The 15,003-nt window shown below is 71.9% G+C and carries 13 protein-coding genes; 8 read left to right on the forward strand and 5 right to left on the reverse strand.

Translation table 11 applies throughout. The features are described from left to right. Positions 1–23: 23 nt before the first annotated feature. Positions 24–2,468 (reverse strand): penicillin-binding protein, encoded by a 2,445-nt coding sequence (locus OH804_RS29450; RefSeq protein WP_406060848.1) that lies wholly within the window; start codon positions 2,466–2,468, stop codon positions 24–26. Between the two features lie 407 nt (positions 2,469–2,875). Between OH804_RS29450 and OH804_RS29455 the strand changes: the two genes are divergently transcribed. After that, complete coding sequence (locus OH804_RS29455) at positions 2,876–3,196, forward strand: WhiB family transcriptional regulator (protein ID WP_030489908.1); 321 nt, start codon at positions 2,876–2,878, stop codon at positions 3,194–3,196. 6 nt (positions 3,197–3,202) lie between these two features. Here OH804_RS29455 and OH804_RS29460 read toward each other — a convergent pair whose 3' ends face one another. From OH804_RS29460 to OH804_RS29470, 3 genes are read right to left on the reverse strand one after another with little or no spacing between them, the layout of a single operon-like run. Continuing rightward, positions 3,203–4,354, reverse strand: a complete 1,152-nt coding sequence (locus tag OH804_RS29460; RefSeq protein ID WP_196920151.1) for an ArsA-related P-loop ATPase — start codon at positions 4,352–4,354, stop codon at positions 3,203–3,205. A gap of 53 nt (positions 4,355–4,407) precedes the next feature. Next, on the reverse strand, positions 4,408–5,385 hold the full coding sequence (locus tag OH804_RS29465) for an ArsA-related P-loop ATPase (RefSeq protein WP_406060850.1): 978 nt from the start codon (positions 5,383–5,385) through the stop codon (positions 4,408–4,410). A 26-nt stretch (positions 5,386–5,411) separates the two neighbouring features. Then, complete coding sequence (locus OH804_RS29470; protein ID WP_406066720.1) at positions 5,412–6,140, reverse strand: hypothetical protein; 729 nt, start codon at positions 6,138–6,140, stop codon at positions 5,412–5,414. 443 nt (positions 6,141–6,583) lie between these two features. Between OH804_RS29470 and OH804_RS29475 the strand changes: the two genes are divergently transcribed. The 7 genes from OH804_RS29475 to OH804_RS29505 all read left to right on the forward strand — a co-directional run bounded on the left by OH804_RS29475 (position 6,584) and on the right by OH804_RS29505 (position 14,530). After that, the gene (locus OH804_RS29475) at positions 6,584–7,066 is read left to right on the forward strand and encodes a hypothetical protein (protein ID WP_406060852.1); all 483 of its coding nucleotides are present in this window, start codon (positions 6,584–6,586) and stop codon (positions 7,064–7,066) included. A 44-nt stretch (positions 7,067–7,110) separates the two neighbouring features. Further along, entirely contained in the window at positions 7,111–7,266 is a 156-nt protein-coding gene (locus tag OH804_RS29480) for a DUF4177 domain-containing protein (RefSeq protein ID WP_007466198.1), read from the forward strand. 55 nt (positions 7,267–7,321) lie between these two features. Beyond that, a complete protein-coding gene (locus OH804_RS29485; protein ID WP_112677298.1) occupies positions 7,322–7,783 on the forward strand; it encodes a RidA family protein in 462 nt (153 codons plus the stop codon). A 123-nt stretch (positions 7,784–7,906) separates the two neighbouring features. Then, the gene (locus OH804_RS29490) at positions 7,907–8,743 is read left to right on the forward strand and encodes an MBL fold metallo-hydrolase (RefSeq protein ID WP_406060854.1); all 837 of its coding nucleotides are present in this window, start codon (positions 7,907–7,909) and stop codon (positions 8,741–8,743) included. Then, on the forward strand, positions 8,740–12,387 hold the full coding sequence (locus OH804_RS29495; protein ID WP_406060856.1) for an adenylate/guanylate cyclase domain-containing protein: 3,648 nt from the start codon (positions 8,740–8,742) through the stop codon (positions 12,385–12,387). Before OH804_RS29490 ends, OH804_RS29495 begins: the two co-directional genes overlap by 4 nt. A 112-nt stretch (positions 12,388–12,499) precedes the next feature. Next, positions 12,500–13,003, forward strand: coding sequence for a hypothetical protein (locus OH804_RS29500; RefSeq protein WP_196920145.1), 504 nt, complete (start codon positions 12,500–12,502; stop codon positions 13,001–13,003). A gap of 30 nt (positions 13,004–13,033) precedes the next feature. After that, entirely contained in the window at positions 13,034–14,530 is a 1,497-nt protein-coding gene (locus OH804_RS29505) for a serine/threonine-protein kinase (RefSeq protein ID WP_406060858.1), read from the forward strand. On the opposite strand, the gene OH804_RS29510 is transcribed toward OH804_RS29505, so the two are convergent. Then, positions 14,517–14,858 carry a hypothetical protein gene (locus OH804_RS29510; protein WP_196920143.1) on the reverse strand — a complete coding sequence of 114 codons (342 nt, stop codon included), beginning with the start codon at positions 14,856–14,858 and terminating at the stop codon, positions 14,517–14,519. The two genes, OH804_RS29505 and OH804_RS29510, sit on opposite strands and share 14 nt — an antisense overlap. Positions 14,859–15,003 lie beyond the last annotated feature (145 nt).

Raw genomic sequence — 15,003 nt, forward strand, 5'->3', positions numbered from 1 at the left:
CCCGTTGTGTCCTACCGGTCGGCTCAGCCGTTCGGACGGCCGTTGCCGGGTCGTCCGGGTTGGTTGCCGGGTTGGCCGCCCGGAGTGCCGTTGGTGTTGCCCGGCGTACCGCCGCCGCTGCTGACCTGGATGGTGACCACGCCACCCTTGATGGTGCGTCCGTCCGGGCTGGTGCCGGCCGCCTCGCCCGCCTTGCAGGAGGACGGCACCTTGGCGCTGGAGACGACGGGCTCGAAGCCGGCGCCCTTGAGCCGGGACTTCGCGGTGTCCACCGAAACGCACTTCACGTTGGGGATGCTGCGCTGGTCACCCTCGGAGATCTTCTGGCCCGGCGGCTCGAACTTGATCCGCGGTTTGCCCTTCATGGCATCCCGCAGCGTCTCGTACACCGGCGGGTTGATGCCGTCCTTCTGGGCGTGCTTCATCTTGACGTTGGTCTGCGGCCAGTCCGGGTCGGCCATGATGCCGGCCACCGAGTACTGCTTGGTCATGGCGACCAGGGCGGCCGTCTTCTCCGAGTCGGTGGTGCCGGACTTACCGGCCACCGGCGCGTCGACGATGCTCTTCACGACGCCGGCCGTGCGGCTGCCACCGCACCTGCTGGTGCTGGAGTTGTCGCCGACCGGGCAGCGGGCGGCATCCACGGCGGCGCGGGCCACCTCGGTGCTGAACCGCTTCTCACAGCGCGGGTTGGCGATGTCCAGCTTGTTGCCCTCCGGGTCCCGGATCTCCTGCACCGGGATCGGCTCGCAGTACTTGCCGTCCGCCGCGAGGGTCGCGTACGCGTTGGCCAGGTCGAGCGGCGTGGTGGAGGAGACACCCAGGGTGAAGGCGCCCCACTGGTGGGCGGCTTCCTTGGTCGCGGCGAACTTGGCGTCGTTGCTCGCCCGGAACTGGATGCCGGCCCTCCGGGCGGCGTCGACCACGTTCTCCGCGCCGACCTGCTGCTGAAGCGGGACGAAGTAGGTGTTGATCGACGCGCTGAAGGCGCTCCACATGTTCTGTACACCGCCGGCCTTGAGGCCGGAGTTGGTCGGGCAGTAGAAGTGGGTGCCCTTGCAGGCCGCCGGGCTGCTGCTGTCGATGATGTATTCCGACTTGAACTGCTGCGGCGCGTTCATCGTGTAGCCGAGCGGGATGCCCTTCTCCAGCGCGGCGACGATGCTGAAGATCTTGAAGGTCGAGCCGGCCTGGTAGCCGGTGATGCCGTTGCCGCCGGTGAGCAGCGGGTTGACCGTCGCCGGGTAGTTGCCCCGGATCTTCTTCTTGCTCTTCGCGGGATCGCTGGAGAGCTTGTTCTTCGGGTTCTTCGGGTCGTCGAGCTTGAACTGCCGGTTGACCGCGAGCGCCCGCACCCGGCCGGTGCCCGGCTCGACCACGGCGACCATTGCCGCTTCCTTGCTGTTGATGCTCTTGGCCTTACGGACCGCCTTGTCCGCGCCGCGCTGCGCCTGGACGTCGATCGAGGTCACGACGGTGTATCCGCCGCTCTTCAGCCGGCGCTCCCGGTCGTACGTGGTCTTGCCGAACGTCTCCTGCTCCATCCACCAGCGGTAGAAGTAGTCGCAGAAGAAGCCCCACTCGTTGACGTTGGCGGCGACGCAGCCGTTCGGGGTGCGCTTGTCCTTCACCACCAGCTTGGTCGCCTTGGCGGCGTCCGCCTCCTGCTGGGTGATGGCCTTGATGTCGACCATGTTCTGGATGACGTAGTCGCGACGGTCCTTGGCGAGCGGGTAACCGGCCTCGGTGGTCGGGTCGTTCGTCGTCGGCGCCTTGACCATGCCGGCCAGCAACGCCGCTTCCTCGATCTTCAGCTTGCTCGGCGGCTTACCGAAGTAGACCTGGCTGGCGGCGTAGATGCCGTACGCGCCGTTACCGAACGAGGCGAGGTTGAGGTAGCGGGTGAGGATCTCGTCCTTGGAGAATTCCTTGTCGACCTGGAGGGCCAGCCGCATCTCGCGGAGCTTGCGGGCGCTGGTGTCCTCGGTCGCCGCGACGACGTCGGCCGGGTGGGTGGCCGAGTAGGCGATGGCCAGCCGGACGTACTGCATGGTCAGCGTCGAGGCGCCCTGCCGGCCGGAGCCTTCGCTCTGGTTGTTGACGAACGCGCGGGCGACACCGTTGATGTCGACGCCGTTGTGCTTGTAGAAGTCATGGTCCTCGGCCGCGATGATGGCCTTCTGCATGGGCACCGAGATGTCGGCGAGCTTCACGTCCCGTCGGTTCTCGTCGTACATCGTCGCGAGCGGTGTCTTGCCGTCCGATGCCAGCAGGTAGCTGATCTGTGGCGCGCGGGCCACCGTCAGCTCCGTGGGCAGGGCACCGAATGTCTCGGCGCCGGCCTTCGCGGCCAAGCCGGACATCGCTACCGCGGGGAAGGCCGCCGCAGCGACCACCACGCCGGCCAGCAGGCCACACACGAGTAGCGATGCGGCGTTGGTCAGCACATTGTGGTCACGTTTCCGCATCCAGGTCACCTCGACAGGGTACGCGAGTAGGGAACGAGGGGCGCTGGGGCGTTCTTTCCCCATTTCCTGCGCGCGCTGCCCTCGTTGTGCTAAACGCACGACCCCCGGTACTTGGTTGCGTGTGACCCGGCGTGAGTCTCCTCCGATTTGGTGAGGCGGCGCAGCGTTATCGCCGAGCTCGGCGGGGTAACCGGCGGTCGAAGGCCCGGGAAGCCGGGAGTGTCCGGAATGATGGATTTCGTCGACAACGTTGCGTAATCAGTCGACTACAGAGCATGATGGGGGCGGCGACAGCGCCACATGTCGTCCGCGCCGCCTTGGGGAAGGCAGGCCGGGCGATCGGGGGGAATTGCCGGCTGGCGTGCATCGACGAGGTCGGTAGGTACTGCAAGGGGGGACGTGTACACATGGGCATGATCACTGACTGGCCGTCGCAGGCGGCATGTCAGAACGGGGACCCGGACGCGTTGTTCGTACAGGGCGCCGAACAGAACGTGGCGAAGCGGATCTGCCGGAGCTGCCCAGTTCGGTACGAGTGCCTGGCCGACGCGCTGGACAACCGGATCGAGTTCGGTGTGTGGGGCGGCATGACCGAACGCGAACGGCGGGCGCTCCTGCGTCGCCACCCGCAGGTGACGAGCTGGCGCAAGATGTTCGAGGCCGCGATGAAGAAGAACAGCAAGGACAAGGCTGGCAAGGACAAGATTCTCGTCAGCGCGGCCAACTGACGCCGGTCACTGCCGGCTGATCGCCGCGCCGATCGTCCGTAGCCCGTCGACGTCGTGCACGTCGGCGGGCTGCGCCGTAACCGAAACCGCCGGCACGGCCGGGAACGCCTCGGTGAAGCGCGCGGCGACCTGCTGCTCGCGTACCGCCTGGCGGGCCAGCGTTGCGTGCGCCCGCAGCACGTCGGCGGTGGCCTCATGCCCACCCAGCTCGGTCAGCCGCTCGGCGGCGACCCGGCTCTGCTCGGCGTCCAGCTCCGGAACCGCCGGGCGGTGCACCCGGTTGAGCACCAGGCCGGCCAGCGGCATCCGCTCGTCCCGCAGCCGGCCCGCGAAGTAGGCGGCCTCCCGGACCGCGTCCGGCTCCGGCGTCGCGACCAGCAGGAAGGCCGTCTCCCGCGCCTGCAGGATGCGGTACGTCTGCTCGGCGCGCTGCCGGAAACCACCGAACATCGAGTCCAGTGCCGCCACGAAGCCGGACAGGTCGGTGAGCAGTTGCGCGCCGAGCACCTTCTGCACCACCTTCGAGAACATCCCGAACGAGGCCGTTACCAGGCTGAACATGCTCCGGCCGCCACTGCGCGCCGGGGCCAGCAGCAGTCGCAGCATCCGGCCGTCGAGGAAACGGGAGAGTCGAGCCGGCGCGTCCAGGAAGTCCAGTGCCGAGCGGGACGGTGGCGTGTCCACCACGATCAGGTCCCACTCGCCCCGGGCATGCAGCTGACCCAGCTTCTCCATCGCCATGTATTCCTGTGTGCCGGCGAAGGTCGAGCTCATCGCCTGGTAGAACGGGTTCGCGAAGATCTCCGCGGCCTTCGTCGGGTCGGTGTGCTGCAACACCACGTCGTCGAAGGTGCGCTTCATGTCCAGCATCATGGCGTGCAACTCGCCGCCGCTGCTCTCGACGTCGATGCCCTTGACCTGGCGAGGCGTGTTGTCCAGCTCGGTCAGGCCCAGCGACTGGGCCAGCCGGCGGGCCGGGTCGATGGTGAGCACCACAGTTCGCCGACCGTGGTGCTCGGCGGCTCGCAGCGCCAGCGCCGCGGCCGTGGTCGTCTTTCCCACTCCGCCGGCACCGCAGCACACGACGATCCGCACGCCTGGGTCGGCGAGGATCTGGTCGACGTCCAGCTGCGGCGCCGCGTCTTCGGAAGGCACCAATCGAGCGTATCGGGCCGGTGGGTCCGCGCGCCCGTGCTGCGCTCAGGTGTGAGTCATTCGGCGCGAACGAGGGCCTGGGCCAGCGCCGAGAGCCCCGCCCGGTCCACCCCGTCGGGCAGCAACGGCAGCTCGATCATCGGCAGCCCCAACTCCACCAGGTCGGCGCGGAGCGAATCCTCCAGTTCGCGCCGGATGAGCTGGTCACGTGCCTCGTCGTGCAACCCGGCCACGATGTCCCGATCGGCCGGCAGCCCGGCCGCGACCAGCCCGCGCTCCAACTCAGCGGCGGTGACCGCCGGTCCGGCGGGCAGCGGGGCTCGGACCCCGTTGACGAGCACCTTCCCGACGCCGAAGCCGAGGGCGGTCAGGTCGGCGATCGCGTCCACCGTCTCCTGGATCGGCATCTCCTCCAGCAGCGTCACCACGTGCACAGCGGTCATCGGGGACCGCAGCAACGCGGCGACCCCCTCGCTCTGGGTCTTGATCGGGCCCACCTTGGCCAGCCGGGCGGTCTCCGCAGTCACGTTGAGGAACCGGCCGATCCGCCCGGTCGGCGGGGCGTCCAGCACCACAGCGTCGTACGCGCGCCGCTGCCCGGTGGTGCGGGTGGTGGCCTCCTTCACCTTGCCGGTGAGCAGGACGTCCCGCAGGCCGGGGGCGATGGTGGTGGCGAAGTCGATGGCACCCAGCTTGCGCAGTGCCCGGCCCGCCGCGCCCAGTTTGTAGAACATGTCCAGGTACTCGAGCAGCGCCTCCTCGGCGTCCACCGCGAGCGCGCGCACCTCACCGCCGTCCGGCGCGTCGGCGAGGTGCCGTTCCTCGTAGGGCAGCGGGTCGATGCCGAACAGTTGGGCGATGCCCTGCCGCCCCTCGACCTCGACCAGCAGGGTGCGCCGGCCACCGGCGGCGAGCGCCAGGGCCAGCGCCGCCGCCACGCTGGTCTTACCGGTGCCGCCCTTGCCGGTCACCACGTGGAGACGGGCGGGCCATCCGGTACCGGCCGGGTCGATCGGGCGCTCAGCTGCACACACCCGTCGAGCCTATCCAGGCGTGGCGGTCAGGCGACCTCGCAGACCCACCAACCCGTCTTCTGCACCACAGTGAATCGCAACTCCTGGTCGGCGACCTTCTCGTCGGCGGTGGTCATGGTGAGCCGGGTGGAGACGGTGGCCCGGTCCCCGGTCTGGTTGTCCACCTTCGGGGTGGTCCACCGGAAACGCGGGTTCTGGTACGTGGAGGCGTACTTCCCCACCTCGGCCACCTTCGCGGCGATCTTGTCGTCGTCGCGGGAGGCGGCGCAGACCCTACCGGCCGCCGCCGTCGCGTCGCGGTCCTTGTAGACCGCTGTGAGGAACTCGTCGACGGCGATCGCCGGCTCCTTGGCGCCCTGGCCGGTCTCGGCGTTGCGCAGGGTCAGGAAGGCCACCACACCGCCACCCACGCAGAGCACCATGATCACGATCAGGGCGATCGCCGCGATCAGCAGGCCGCGCTTCTTCTTCGGTTCGGGGGAGCCCTGGTAGGGCGGGTAGGCCGGCGGGGCCGGAGGGATCGACGAGGGGTTCGGGGCGCCCGGCTGCGTCGGCGTGGCGGCCGAGGTGCTGCCGCCGGACCCTTCCGGCTGCCCGGCACCGCCGGGCTGCCCGGGAAACGCCGACTGCCCGGGGCCGGTCGACTGCCCGGGGAAGGCCGGTGGGCTGGGGGCGGCGGGGAGCGCCGGCTGGGCGGGGGAGGCGGGAAGAGCGAGCTGCCCGGGCGGCGGGGCGGGGGTTGGCTGGCTGGGGATGGCCGGCACGCCGGACTGGCCCGCGGGATCCGGGTGGGCCGGCGGGTGAGCGGGTGTGCCGGCCTGGTCGCCGCTGGGCGGGTGGGTCATGTCGTTCCCCCAGGGGTGCGGCGCCCGCCGCCACCCCTGGCGCCGAGCGTGATCGAGCGGGCGGCCGGGCGCAGCGCGACCGTCCGACCGGAAGGGTAGCGGTCGATGACCGGGTAGGTATCGCCCCTGCCGGCCGGGAGGCCCGGCGATCCGGTGAGTGGTACCGGCGTCGGTTCCGGTGTCGGGCCCCCGACCTGCGGTGTGTCGCATATGTGACTGTTGGTGACCTGTTGTGCGCGTCCTGTTGGCGGGACTGCGGCCACAGACCTACCTTCGTCCCGGTGCGGGGGCCGGAACGGACGAATGGGTCCGGGTCGGAAGCATGGTCCGAGAGGTACGACCGGAGGCAGTGCATGCGCGACGCGGACAACATCCCTCGCACCCAGTTCCCGACGAACGACCGGCCCCGCCGGCCCGGGTCCGTGGTCGAGCCCGGCGGGCAGGTCACCAACCAGCCGATCAACGAACGGTCGTACCGCCGGATGCCGGAGCAGTCGGAGACGGCCCGGGTGCCGAGCCAGCCCGCCGAGCGGACCCGCGAGGACGACGAGCCGGGCTTCGTGATCCACCTGCCGATCCGGGTGCCGAATCTGGCGGCGGCGACAGTGCTGGCCGGGCGGGTGGCGGTGTCCCTGGGCTTCCTGCCCGAGTTGGACGCCGGCGAGACCACCGTGTCCAACGCCGACGACCAGAACAACCGGCACCGGGTCTTCTGTGACCTGCTGCTGCCCGACCGGTCCCGCTGCCCCCAGGGGTACGAGCACGAAGGGCGCTGCGGGGAGCTGCCGGCCGCGCCGGAGCAGCGTCCCGTACCTCGTCCGGGCAGCGGACCGTAGGCTGTCCCTCGAACAATTCCGCACCGAGAGGGAGCCCTTCAGCGATGCAGAAGTGGGAATACTCCACGGTCCCGCTGCTGGTCCACGCGACCAAGCAGATCCTCGACAACTGGGGCGAGGACGGGTGGGAGCTCGTCGCCGTGGTCCCCGGCCCGAATCCGGACCAGCTGGTCGCCTACCTGAAGCGGCCGAAGGCGTGAGCGCGAGGAGTGCAGCGAAGCGGAGCCCCGCAGTCGCGAACCACGAGGTGGCGCGGTGAGCAACGGTCCGCACGCGAAACTCGCCGAGCTCGGTCTCGACCTGCCCGAGGTCGTACCGCCGGTGGCCAGCTACGTCCCGGCCGTGCAGTCCGGTCAACACGTGTACGTTTCCGGCCAGCTGCCGATGGCCGAGGGCAAGCTGCTCGCGACCGGCAAGGTCGGCGCCGGGATCTCCGCCGACCAGGCGAAGGATCTGGCCCAGCGCTGCGCGCTCAACGCGCTGGCCGCTGTCGACTCGCTGGTCGGCCTGGAGAACGTGGTCAAGGTGGTCAAGGTGACCGGTTTCGTGGCCTCCGCGCCCGGCTTCACCGGTCAGCCCGCCGTGATCAACGGTGCCTCCGACCTCTTCGGCACCGTCTTCGGGGAGGCCGGCCGCCACGCGCGCAGCGCGGTGGGCGTGGCCGAGTTACCCCTCGATGCCCCGGTGGAGATCGAGCTGATCGTCGAGGTCGCCTGACCCGTCCCCATCGCCCCGCGATCTTGCACTTCCGGCCCGGACGAAAGCCCTGAACGGGGATGAATCAGGGGCCGCAAGTGCAAGATCGTGGGGTGTGGCGGGCGGGGTCGTACGATCGCAGCCATGAGCGGGCACGTAACGGGGGCGGTGGCGGCGCTTGCCGACGAGTTACCCCGCTGGGTTTCACTGCTGCGTGCGCCGAACCCGGGGCCGATGACCCTCGACGGCACCAACACCTGGGTACTGCGCGCCCCGGCAGCCGAGTACGCCATCGTGGTCGACCCGGGGCCGGCGGACGAGGGGCACCTGACCCGGATCGCCGAGCACGGCCCGATCGGGCTGATCCTGATCACCCACGGCCACCCCGACCACACCGAGGGTGCCGCCCGCCTGAGCGAGCTGCTCGGCGGGACGCCCGTCCGCGCCGTCGACCCGGCGCACACCATCGGCGCCGAGCCGTTGACCGGGCCGGGCGAGGGCTTCGGTGACCTCGGTCTGCACATCAGTCTGTTGCCGACGCCGGGGCACACCGCCGACTCCGTCTGCTTCCTGGTCGGGCACGACGACGAGCGGGTGGTGCTCACCGGTGACACCATCCTCGGCCGGGGCACCACAGTCGTCGCCCACCCCGACGGGCACCTGGGTGACTACCTGACCAGCCTCGAGCTGCTGTCCGCGTACCGGGGGATTCCGGCGCTGCCCGGACACGGCCCGGCGCTGGCCGACTGCGCCGCCGCCGCCGATTTCTACCTCGCCCACCGCCGGGCCCGGCTCGACCAGGTCCGGGCGGCGGTCGCCGCCGGCGCCCACACCCCCGCCGACGTGGTGGCGACGGTCTACGCGGACGTGGACCGCTCACTCTGGTGGGCGGCGGAATGGTCGGTCCGTGCCCAGCTCGAGTATCTGGGCGTCGACACCGGGGAATCCGCGCCCGGGGTCAGTGGGTTGGAGCACATGTGACCTGCCCCGTGTGTGGAACCGTTGCCGTTCCCGGCGCGCGGTTCTGCCACAACTGTGGCGCCGCGCTGCCGGCCGCCGCCACGTTGCCGGCGGCCGAGCGCCGGGTGGTCACCGTGCTCTTCGGTGACCTCTCCGAGTTCACCTCCTGGTCGGAGGACCTCGACCCGGAACGCGTCGGCGCGGTCACCGACCGGGTGCTCGCCGCCCTCGCCGGTGCGGTGAAGACGTTCGGCGGGCACGTCGACAAGCTGACCGGTGACGGCATCATGGCGGTCTTCGGCGCCCCGGTTGCGCACGAGGACGACGCCGAACGCGCCGTCCGGGCCGCCCTGTCCATGCAGCGGGCCGTCCGCCGGGTGCTCGACGACGAGCGGGGCGGCGGCGCGCCGCTCGGGCTGCGGGTCGGGCTGAACACCGGCGACGTCATCGCGGGCATCCAGGCCGCCATCGAATACACGGTCATCGGCGACACTGTGAACACCGCGGCCCGGCTCGCCGACGCCGCCGCGGTCGGGGCCGTCTACGCCGGGGGGCGCACCGCCGCGGCCACCAGGCACGTCTCCTCCTGGCGGGCGTTGCGCCCGCTGCGGCTCAAGGGCAAGCGTGAACCGGTCGAGGCGTACGAGCTGCTGGGCCTGCTGGACGCGCCGGGCACCCGCTCGGGGCTCGGCGACGAGGCGCCGTACGTCGGCCGGGAGACGGAGATCGGTCGGGTCGCCGGCCGGCTCGCCGAGGTGATCGACCAGGGCGACCCGCGGGTGCTGCTGATGACCGCCGAGGCGGGCATCGGCAAGTCCCGGTTCGCCGCCGAGGTGGAACGCCTCGCCGCCGGGTACGACGTCGGCGCTGGCCGGTACGCGGCGCACACCGGGGCCCGGGTGCTCTCGGTGCGCTGTGCCGCGTTCGGTGAGCGGCGACGGCTCGCGCCCCTGGCCGACCTGGTGCGGGCCGCCGTCGGGCTGCCCAGCGACGCGTCCACCGCGCTGACCCGCCCGGCGGTGGAGGAGCGGCTGCGCCGGCTCGGGCAGCGGCTCGCCCGCTCGGGTGCGGAGACCGCGCCGATCGCCACGGAACAGCTGCTCGCCCTGCTCGGCTACGCCGAACTCCCGGCGCACGGCGGCACCGACAGCGGCGAGTGGGGCGGCTCGGGCACTCCGGCCGCGGATGCCGAGGTGGTGCCGAACGCGGTCGCCGACCTGCTCAGCGGGCTCGCCTCGGAGGCGCCGCTGGTGATCGTGGTGGACGACCTGCACGATGCCACCGCCGAGACGATCAGTGCCCTCGGGTTGACCCTGTCCAGGCTCACCGGCCCGGTGCTGGTGCTGCTGCTCGGCCGCCCCGAGTTGGTGCGTACCGCTGGCGCGCTGACCCGGGTCGCGGACGCCGAGGTGCATTCGCTGCCGCCGCTGCGCGGTGCCGATGCGGCCCGGCTGCTCACGAGTTACCTCGGCGGCGGCAAGCTGCCGCAGGCCGACACCGACCGGTTGCTCGCGACCGCGCAGGGCAATCCGTTCTACCTGGCTGAGCTGGTCACCCTGCTTATCGAACGCGGGGCGCTCACCACCGAATCAGTGCGCGGTGCCGCCTCGACCCGTGGTGCCGCGGTGGATCGGTCCGGCTCCGCCGAGCGGGAGCAGAGCGGGCAGGCCGGTTGGCGGTTGGTGCCGGGTTCGCTGGGAAGCCGGCTGCTCTCCCGGGACCTCGCCGCCGTGCTGGCGGCCCGCATCGACGCCCTGCCGCCGGACGCCCGGTCGGTGCTGCGCGACGCGGCGGTCACCGGTGACACGGTGCCGATCGGCGCGCTGGAGGCGATGCGGGAGCAGCGGAGCGGTCGTGACGGCCGGCCGTCCGCGGTGGTCGCCGTCGAGCTCGACCGGGCGGTCGAGGAGTTGCTGCAACGCCGCATGCTGCACCGTTCGCGTGCCGGCTACTCGTTCGCGACACCGCTCATGCGGGAGGCCGCGTACGCCGGGGTGAGCAAGGCCGAGTTGGCCGAGCGGCACGCCGCGTTGGCCCGCTGGGCGGCGCCGGTGGACGAGACCACGGCCGGCACTGTGGGCGGGTTCACCGACGAGGCCCGGGACGACTTCGTGGCGACGCACGTCGAGCGGGCCGCCAGGCTCGCCGACGCGGTGAAGCTGCGCCCGGACGCGCCGGCCCGGGCGGTGGTTCCGCTGGGCGTCGCCGCGCTCGGCCGGGCCGCCCGCCGGTCGCTCTCCGCCGGCGAGCCGGCGATGGCCGTGGAGTACGCCGAGCGCGCCACCGAACTGGCCCGCGACGGGGTGCCGGCAGCCGATCGGGTGGTGCACGCGCGGGCGTTGCTCCAGGTCGGCCGGGTCACCGACGCGTTGGCGTACGCCGAGAAGATCGCCGCGAACGCGGGGGACGAGGTCACCCGGGTCAGCGCCCTGCTGCTGGCGGGGCAGGCCCAGGAGACCCTCGGCGATCAGGGTCGGGCGGTGACCGCCTGGCAGGAGGCGTTGCAGGTGGCCACCGAGGGGCGGCTGCCCACGCAGCGCGCCACGGCGATGCGCCGGCTTGGCATGGCCGACTTCGTGGCGGGCCGGCTGAGTCAGGCGAGCAGCCGGTTGGCGGCCGCGTACCAGGTCAGCCTCGGCGCGCAGGACCGACGCGGGCAGGCGTGGTCCCTGCAGAACCTGGCCTGGGTGACCACCACCCGGGGCGACTTCGCCGGCACCGACGCGGTGCTCGGCCGGGCGGCCCGGCTCTTCGCCGAGTTGAAGGACCCGTACGGCCGGGCCTGGCTGCGCGGCACCACGGCGTTCGCCCGGCTGCTCGCCGGCCGACTGCGCGAGGCGTGTCGGATGGCGCAGGTGTTCCTGCCGTTCGGCGAGCGGGTCGGTGAGGCGTGGGCGGTGGGAACGTTGCGCGCGGTGGCGGCGTTCGCCACCGCCGAACTGGGTGACCTGGCCGAGGCGGACCGGGAGGCCCGGCGGGCGTACCGGGAGTTCGCCGCCGCCTCCGACGACTGGGGCCGCGGGTTCGCCCTGGTGGTCCGGGCGGTGGTGGCGCGCGGGTTGGGCGAGCCGGAGCACGCGGCGGACCTGCTCACCGACGCCCTGGCGTACGCGGAGCGCACCTCGCATCCGCTGCTCACCGGGATGGCCGGCACACTGCGCGGCTTCGTCGCGTTGGACATGGGTGACTGCGAGACGGCCGAGCGGGTGGCCCGCGCGGTGCTGACCGCTGTGGAGCCGCACAATCCGCAGGCCCCGGCGCAGGTGGCGCCCCGGGTGTTGCTGGCGACGGCCCGTCTCGCCGCCGGCGACTCGGCGACAGCGGTCGGGCTGCTCGCCCCGGTGGCGACGGCCGCCGCGAACGCGCCGTCGCTGCTCTTCTCCCGCCGCCAGACAATGGCCCAGTACGCTGCGGCGCTGCTCGCGCACGGTCAGCGGGAGCAGGCGTTGGACTGGGCCCGCCGAGCGGTCACCGCACCGGCCGAGGACGTGCGCAGCCAGGTGATCGCGGCGAGTGTGCTGGCCGAGGCGTTGGCCGCCTGTGGGCGTCCGGCGGAGGCGGTGTCCTGCGCGGAGGAGGCGGTCCGTCTGGCGTACGCCACCGAGCAGCGCAGCGAACGCGCGGCAGCCGACGCCCTCCGCGCCCGCCTGGCCGCCCTGGTCTAACGTCCAGGTTTTGCCGGTTCTGGGGATGTGGTGGTCGGGGTGAGCGGCTAGCGTGTCACCACCGCGTACGGGTCCACAGTGGTGACCGTCGCCGTGCCTGGGGAGGCCGTTCATGAAGCTGCCGCGATCCATCGCGGGCTGGACCATCGCGGTCTTCGGCGTGTTGGCGCTGGTGATGGGCGCGGTCGGGCTGCTCTGGCCGGAGGCGCAGCTGCGCATGCTCGGGTTCGAGGTGCCGGAGACGCGGGCCGTCGGTGACCACACCGGGACGTTCCTGCTGGCGTCCTCGATGGCGGCCTTCAACATGGGCGTGTACTACCTGCTCGCCACCGTGACCGAGTGGCGGGTGTTCTACCGGTTCACAGTGGTCTTCCGACTGGTCACGTTCACCGTCTTCACCATCGCGGTGCTGGCCGACATCGCTCCCGACCGGTTCTTCGGGGTGGCGGCGTGGGAAGGGCTGGGGGCAGTGGCCACCGCCATCGGTCTGCGTCTGGATGCCCGCCGGGGCATCCCGGCCGGCCGGGTCGGATCGTCCGACGGTGCCGGGACGACTGCGGTCGCCGAGGAGGGTACCGGTCCCACCGGTGCGGCTCCGGCGGACGCGGTGCGCTGAGCCATCGGTCGGGTTGGGTATTTTCGAGCGGTGACCGACACCCCGACCGGCGGCCTTCCAGTGCCGATCGTGCCCGGTCTGACTGATTTGCGGGTCTTTGCCCGGGGCGGGTACGCGACCGTCTACCAGGCCACCCAGATCTCCGTGGGCCGCGAGGTCGCCGTCAAGGTGGAGAACCGGACGCTGGACAGCGAGCGGGATCAGGCCCGCTTCCTGCGCGAGGCGCGGGCGGCCGGACGGATGTCGTCACACCCGCACGTGGTGGACCTCTTCGACGTGGGCGTCACCGTCGACCAGCACCCCTACCTGATCATGGAGCTCTGCGACGGCTCGTACGCCGAACGGATGCGCACCTCGCCGCTGGGCCCGGTGGAGGCCCGCGACCTCGGCATCAAGATCGCGGACGCGCTGGCCCACTCGCACGCCGCAGGGGTGCTGCACCGGGACGTGAAGCCGGCCAACATCCTCCACTCACACTTCAACTCGGCGGTGCTCGCCGACTTCGGGCTCGCCGTCCTCGCCGAGCACCGCGACGCCTCGGTCACCCTGGAGGTGCTCACCCCGGCGTACGCGCCGCCGGAGATGTTCAGCCACAGCCCACCGTCGCCGGCCGTCGACGTGTACGCGCTCTGCGCCACCCTCTACGCAGTGATGCACGGCCGGCCGCCGCGCTGGCAGTCCGAGCGCAACCCGAGCCTGGTCACCGTGCTGGAGATGTTCAACCAGCCGCTTCCTGCCCTTCCAGGGGTGCCGGACGAGCTGATCGACGTGCTGCGCGCCGGCATGGCCAACGACCCGGCCGAGCGTCCCTCCGCGCTTGAGTTGCACGACCTGCTCACCAACCTGCCACTCGGCTCGCCGGCGACACCGGTGAGCGGCGCTCCGGTCAGCGGTGGCGCGACGCTCTCCGGCCCGTACGCGGCCAGCCAACCGGTTCCCCGCCCGCCCATCGAGGACACTCAGCGGGCTCTCCCCGTCGGTCGGCGTTGGCGGCGCTGGCTCTTCGGCGGCGCCGGGGTGCTCGCGCTCGCCGCCTCCGCGACCGCCGGGGCCTGGGTCGCCGACCGGGCGCCACCGCCTGCCCCGTACCCGTCGGCCACCCAGATCGCCGCACCGGCGACCGGGCCGCTGCCCGGCTGTGCGACGGGCACCGGTGCACCCACCGCCCTGCCCGAGGGCGCCCGGTGCCTGCCCGAACTGGAGTGCTTCGGTCCTATGCGGATCCGGGGCAGCCGCGCCGAGGCGGTTCGACTGTCCTGCGCCGGCCGACACACCTGGGAGACGTACGCCGAGGGAATCCTGCCGGTGTCACTGGTCGGCGCCGACTACGACGAGGTGGCCGCCGCTGAGCCGGTGCGGCAGGTGTGCAGCGCAAAGACGTTCCGCCTGACCACCGGGATCGCCGAGTCGACCGGCTGGCACCTTGAGGTACTACCGCCGGTCGACGGGAGCATCGACCGGGCCTACCGGTGTCTGGCGGGGCGCGGCGTGGACGCGCTCACCGCGCCGACGCTCACCGGCCGCTGAGCCCGTTCGACCCGCGTCGGCGGTCACGCACCGCACGCAACGCGTCCCGGCTGTCCAGGGCGTCGAGGGTGTCCGCGTCGATCCCGTACGGCATCAACTCGGGCGGCCCGACGGCTGCCGACCGGTCCGCCGGCTCCGGGTCGTCGACCTGCCGAGCGGCGGAGACCGCGACCCCGGCGACCATCGTCATGAGCACGCAGAGCAGCGCGAGAACCACGCCGAGTAGATCCTGTCGGCGCCACACCACCAGCATGACCAGCGGCGCAAGGGCTCCCAGCGCCGCGAGCACCGCCACCGTGCGCGCATCGGGTCTGGACAGTCGGCTCACCCGTCCAGCATGTCGCGACGGAGCCCGCTGTCAACCGCAGAGCCGACCGCCGCGCCGATCGACATCGATCCGAGCGACCCGCCCGACAAGGTCCACGGCACCCACACAGATTGGACGGGAACGGCTACTCTCGGTATCCCGCAGG

Origin of the sequence: Micromonospora sp. NBC_00860, from assembly GCF_045207375.1 — a bacterium.
Classification (GTDB): domain Bacteria; phylum Actinomycetota; class Actinomycetes; order Mycobacteriales; family Micromonosporaceae; genus Micromonospora; species Micromonospora vinacea.

What these genes read in the sequence shown, in the direction of transcription:
- OH804_RS29450 (WP_406060848.1), bottom strand. Translation starts at nt 2,468, where the DNA reads ATGCGGAAACGTGACCACAATGTGCTGACCAACGCCGCATCGCTACTC.
- OH804_RS29455 (WP_030489908.1), top strand. Translation starts at nt 2,876, where the DNA reads ATGGGCATGATCACTGACTGGCCGTCGCAGGCGGCATGTCAGAACGGG.
- OH804_RS29475 (WP_406060852.1), top strand. Translation starts at nt 6,584, where the DNA reads ATGCGCGACGCGGACAACATCCCTCGCACCCAGTTCCCGACGAACGAC.
- OH804_RS29480 (WP_007466198.1), top strand. Translation starts at nt 7,111, where the DNA reads ATGCAGAAGTGGGAATACTCCACGGTCCCGCTGCTGGTCCACGCGACC.
- OH804_RS29490 (WP_406060854.1), top strand. Translation starts at nt 7,907, where the DNA reads ATGAGCGGGCACGTAACGGGGGCGGTGGCGGCGCTTGCCGACGAGTTA.
- OH804_RS29500 (WP_196920145.1), top strand. Translation starts at nt 12,500, where the DNA reads ATGAAGCTGCCGCGATCCATCGCGGGCTGGACCATCGCGGTCTTCGGC.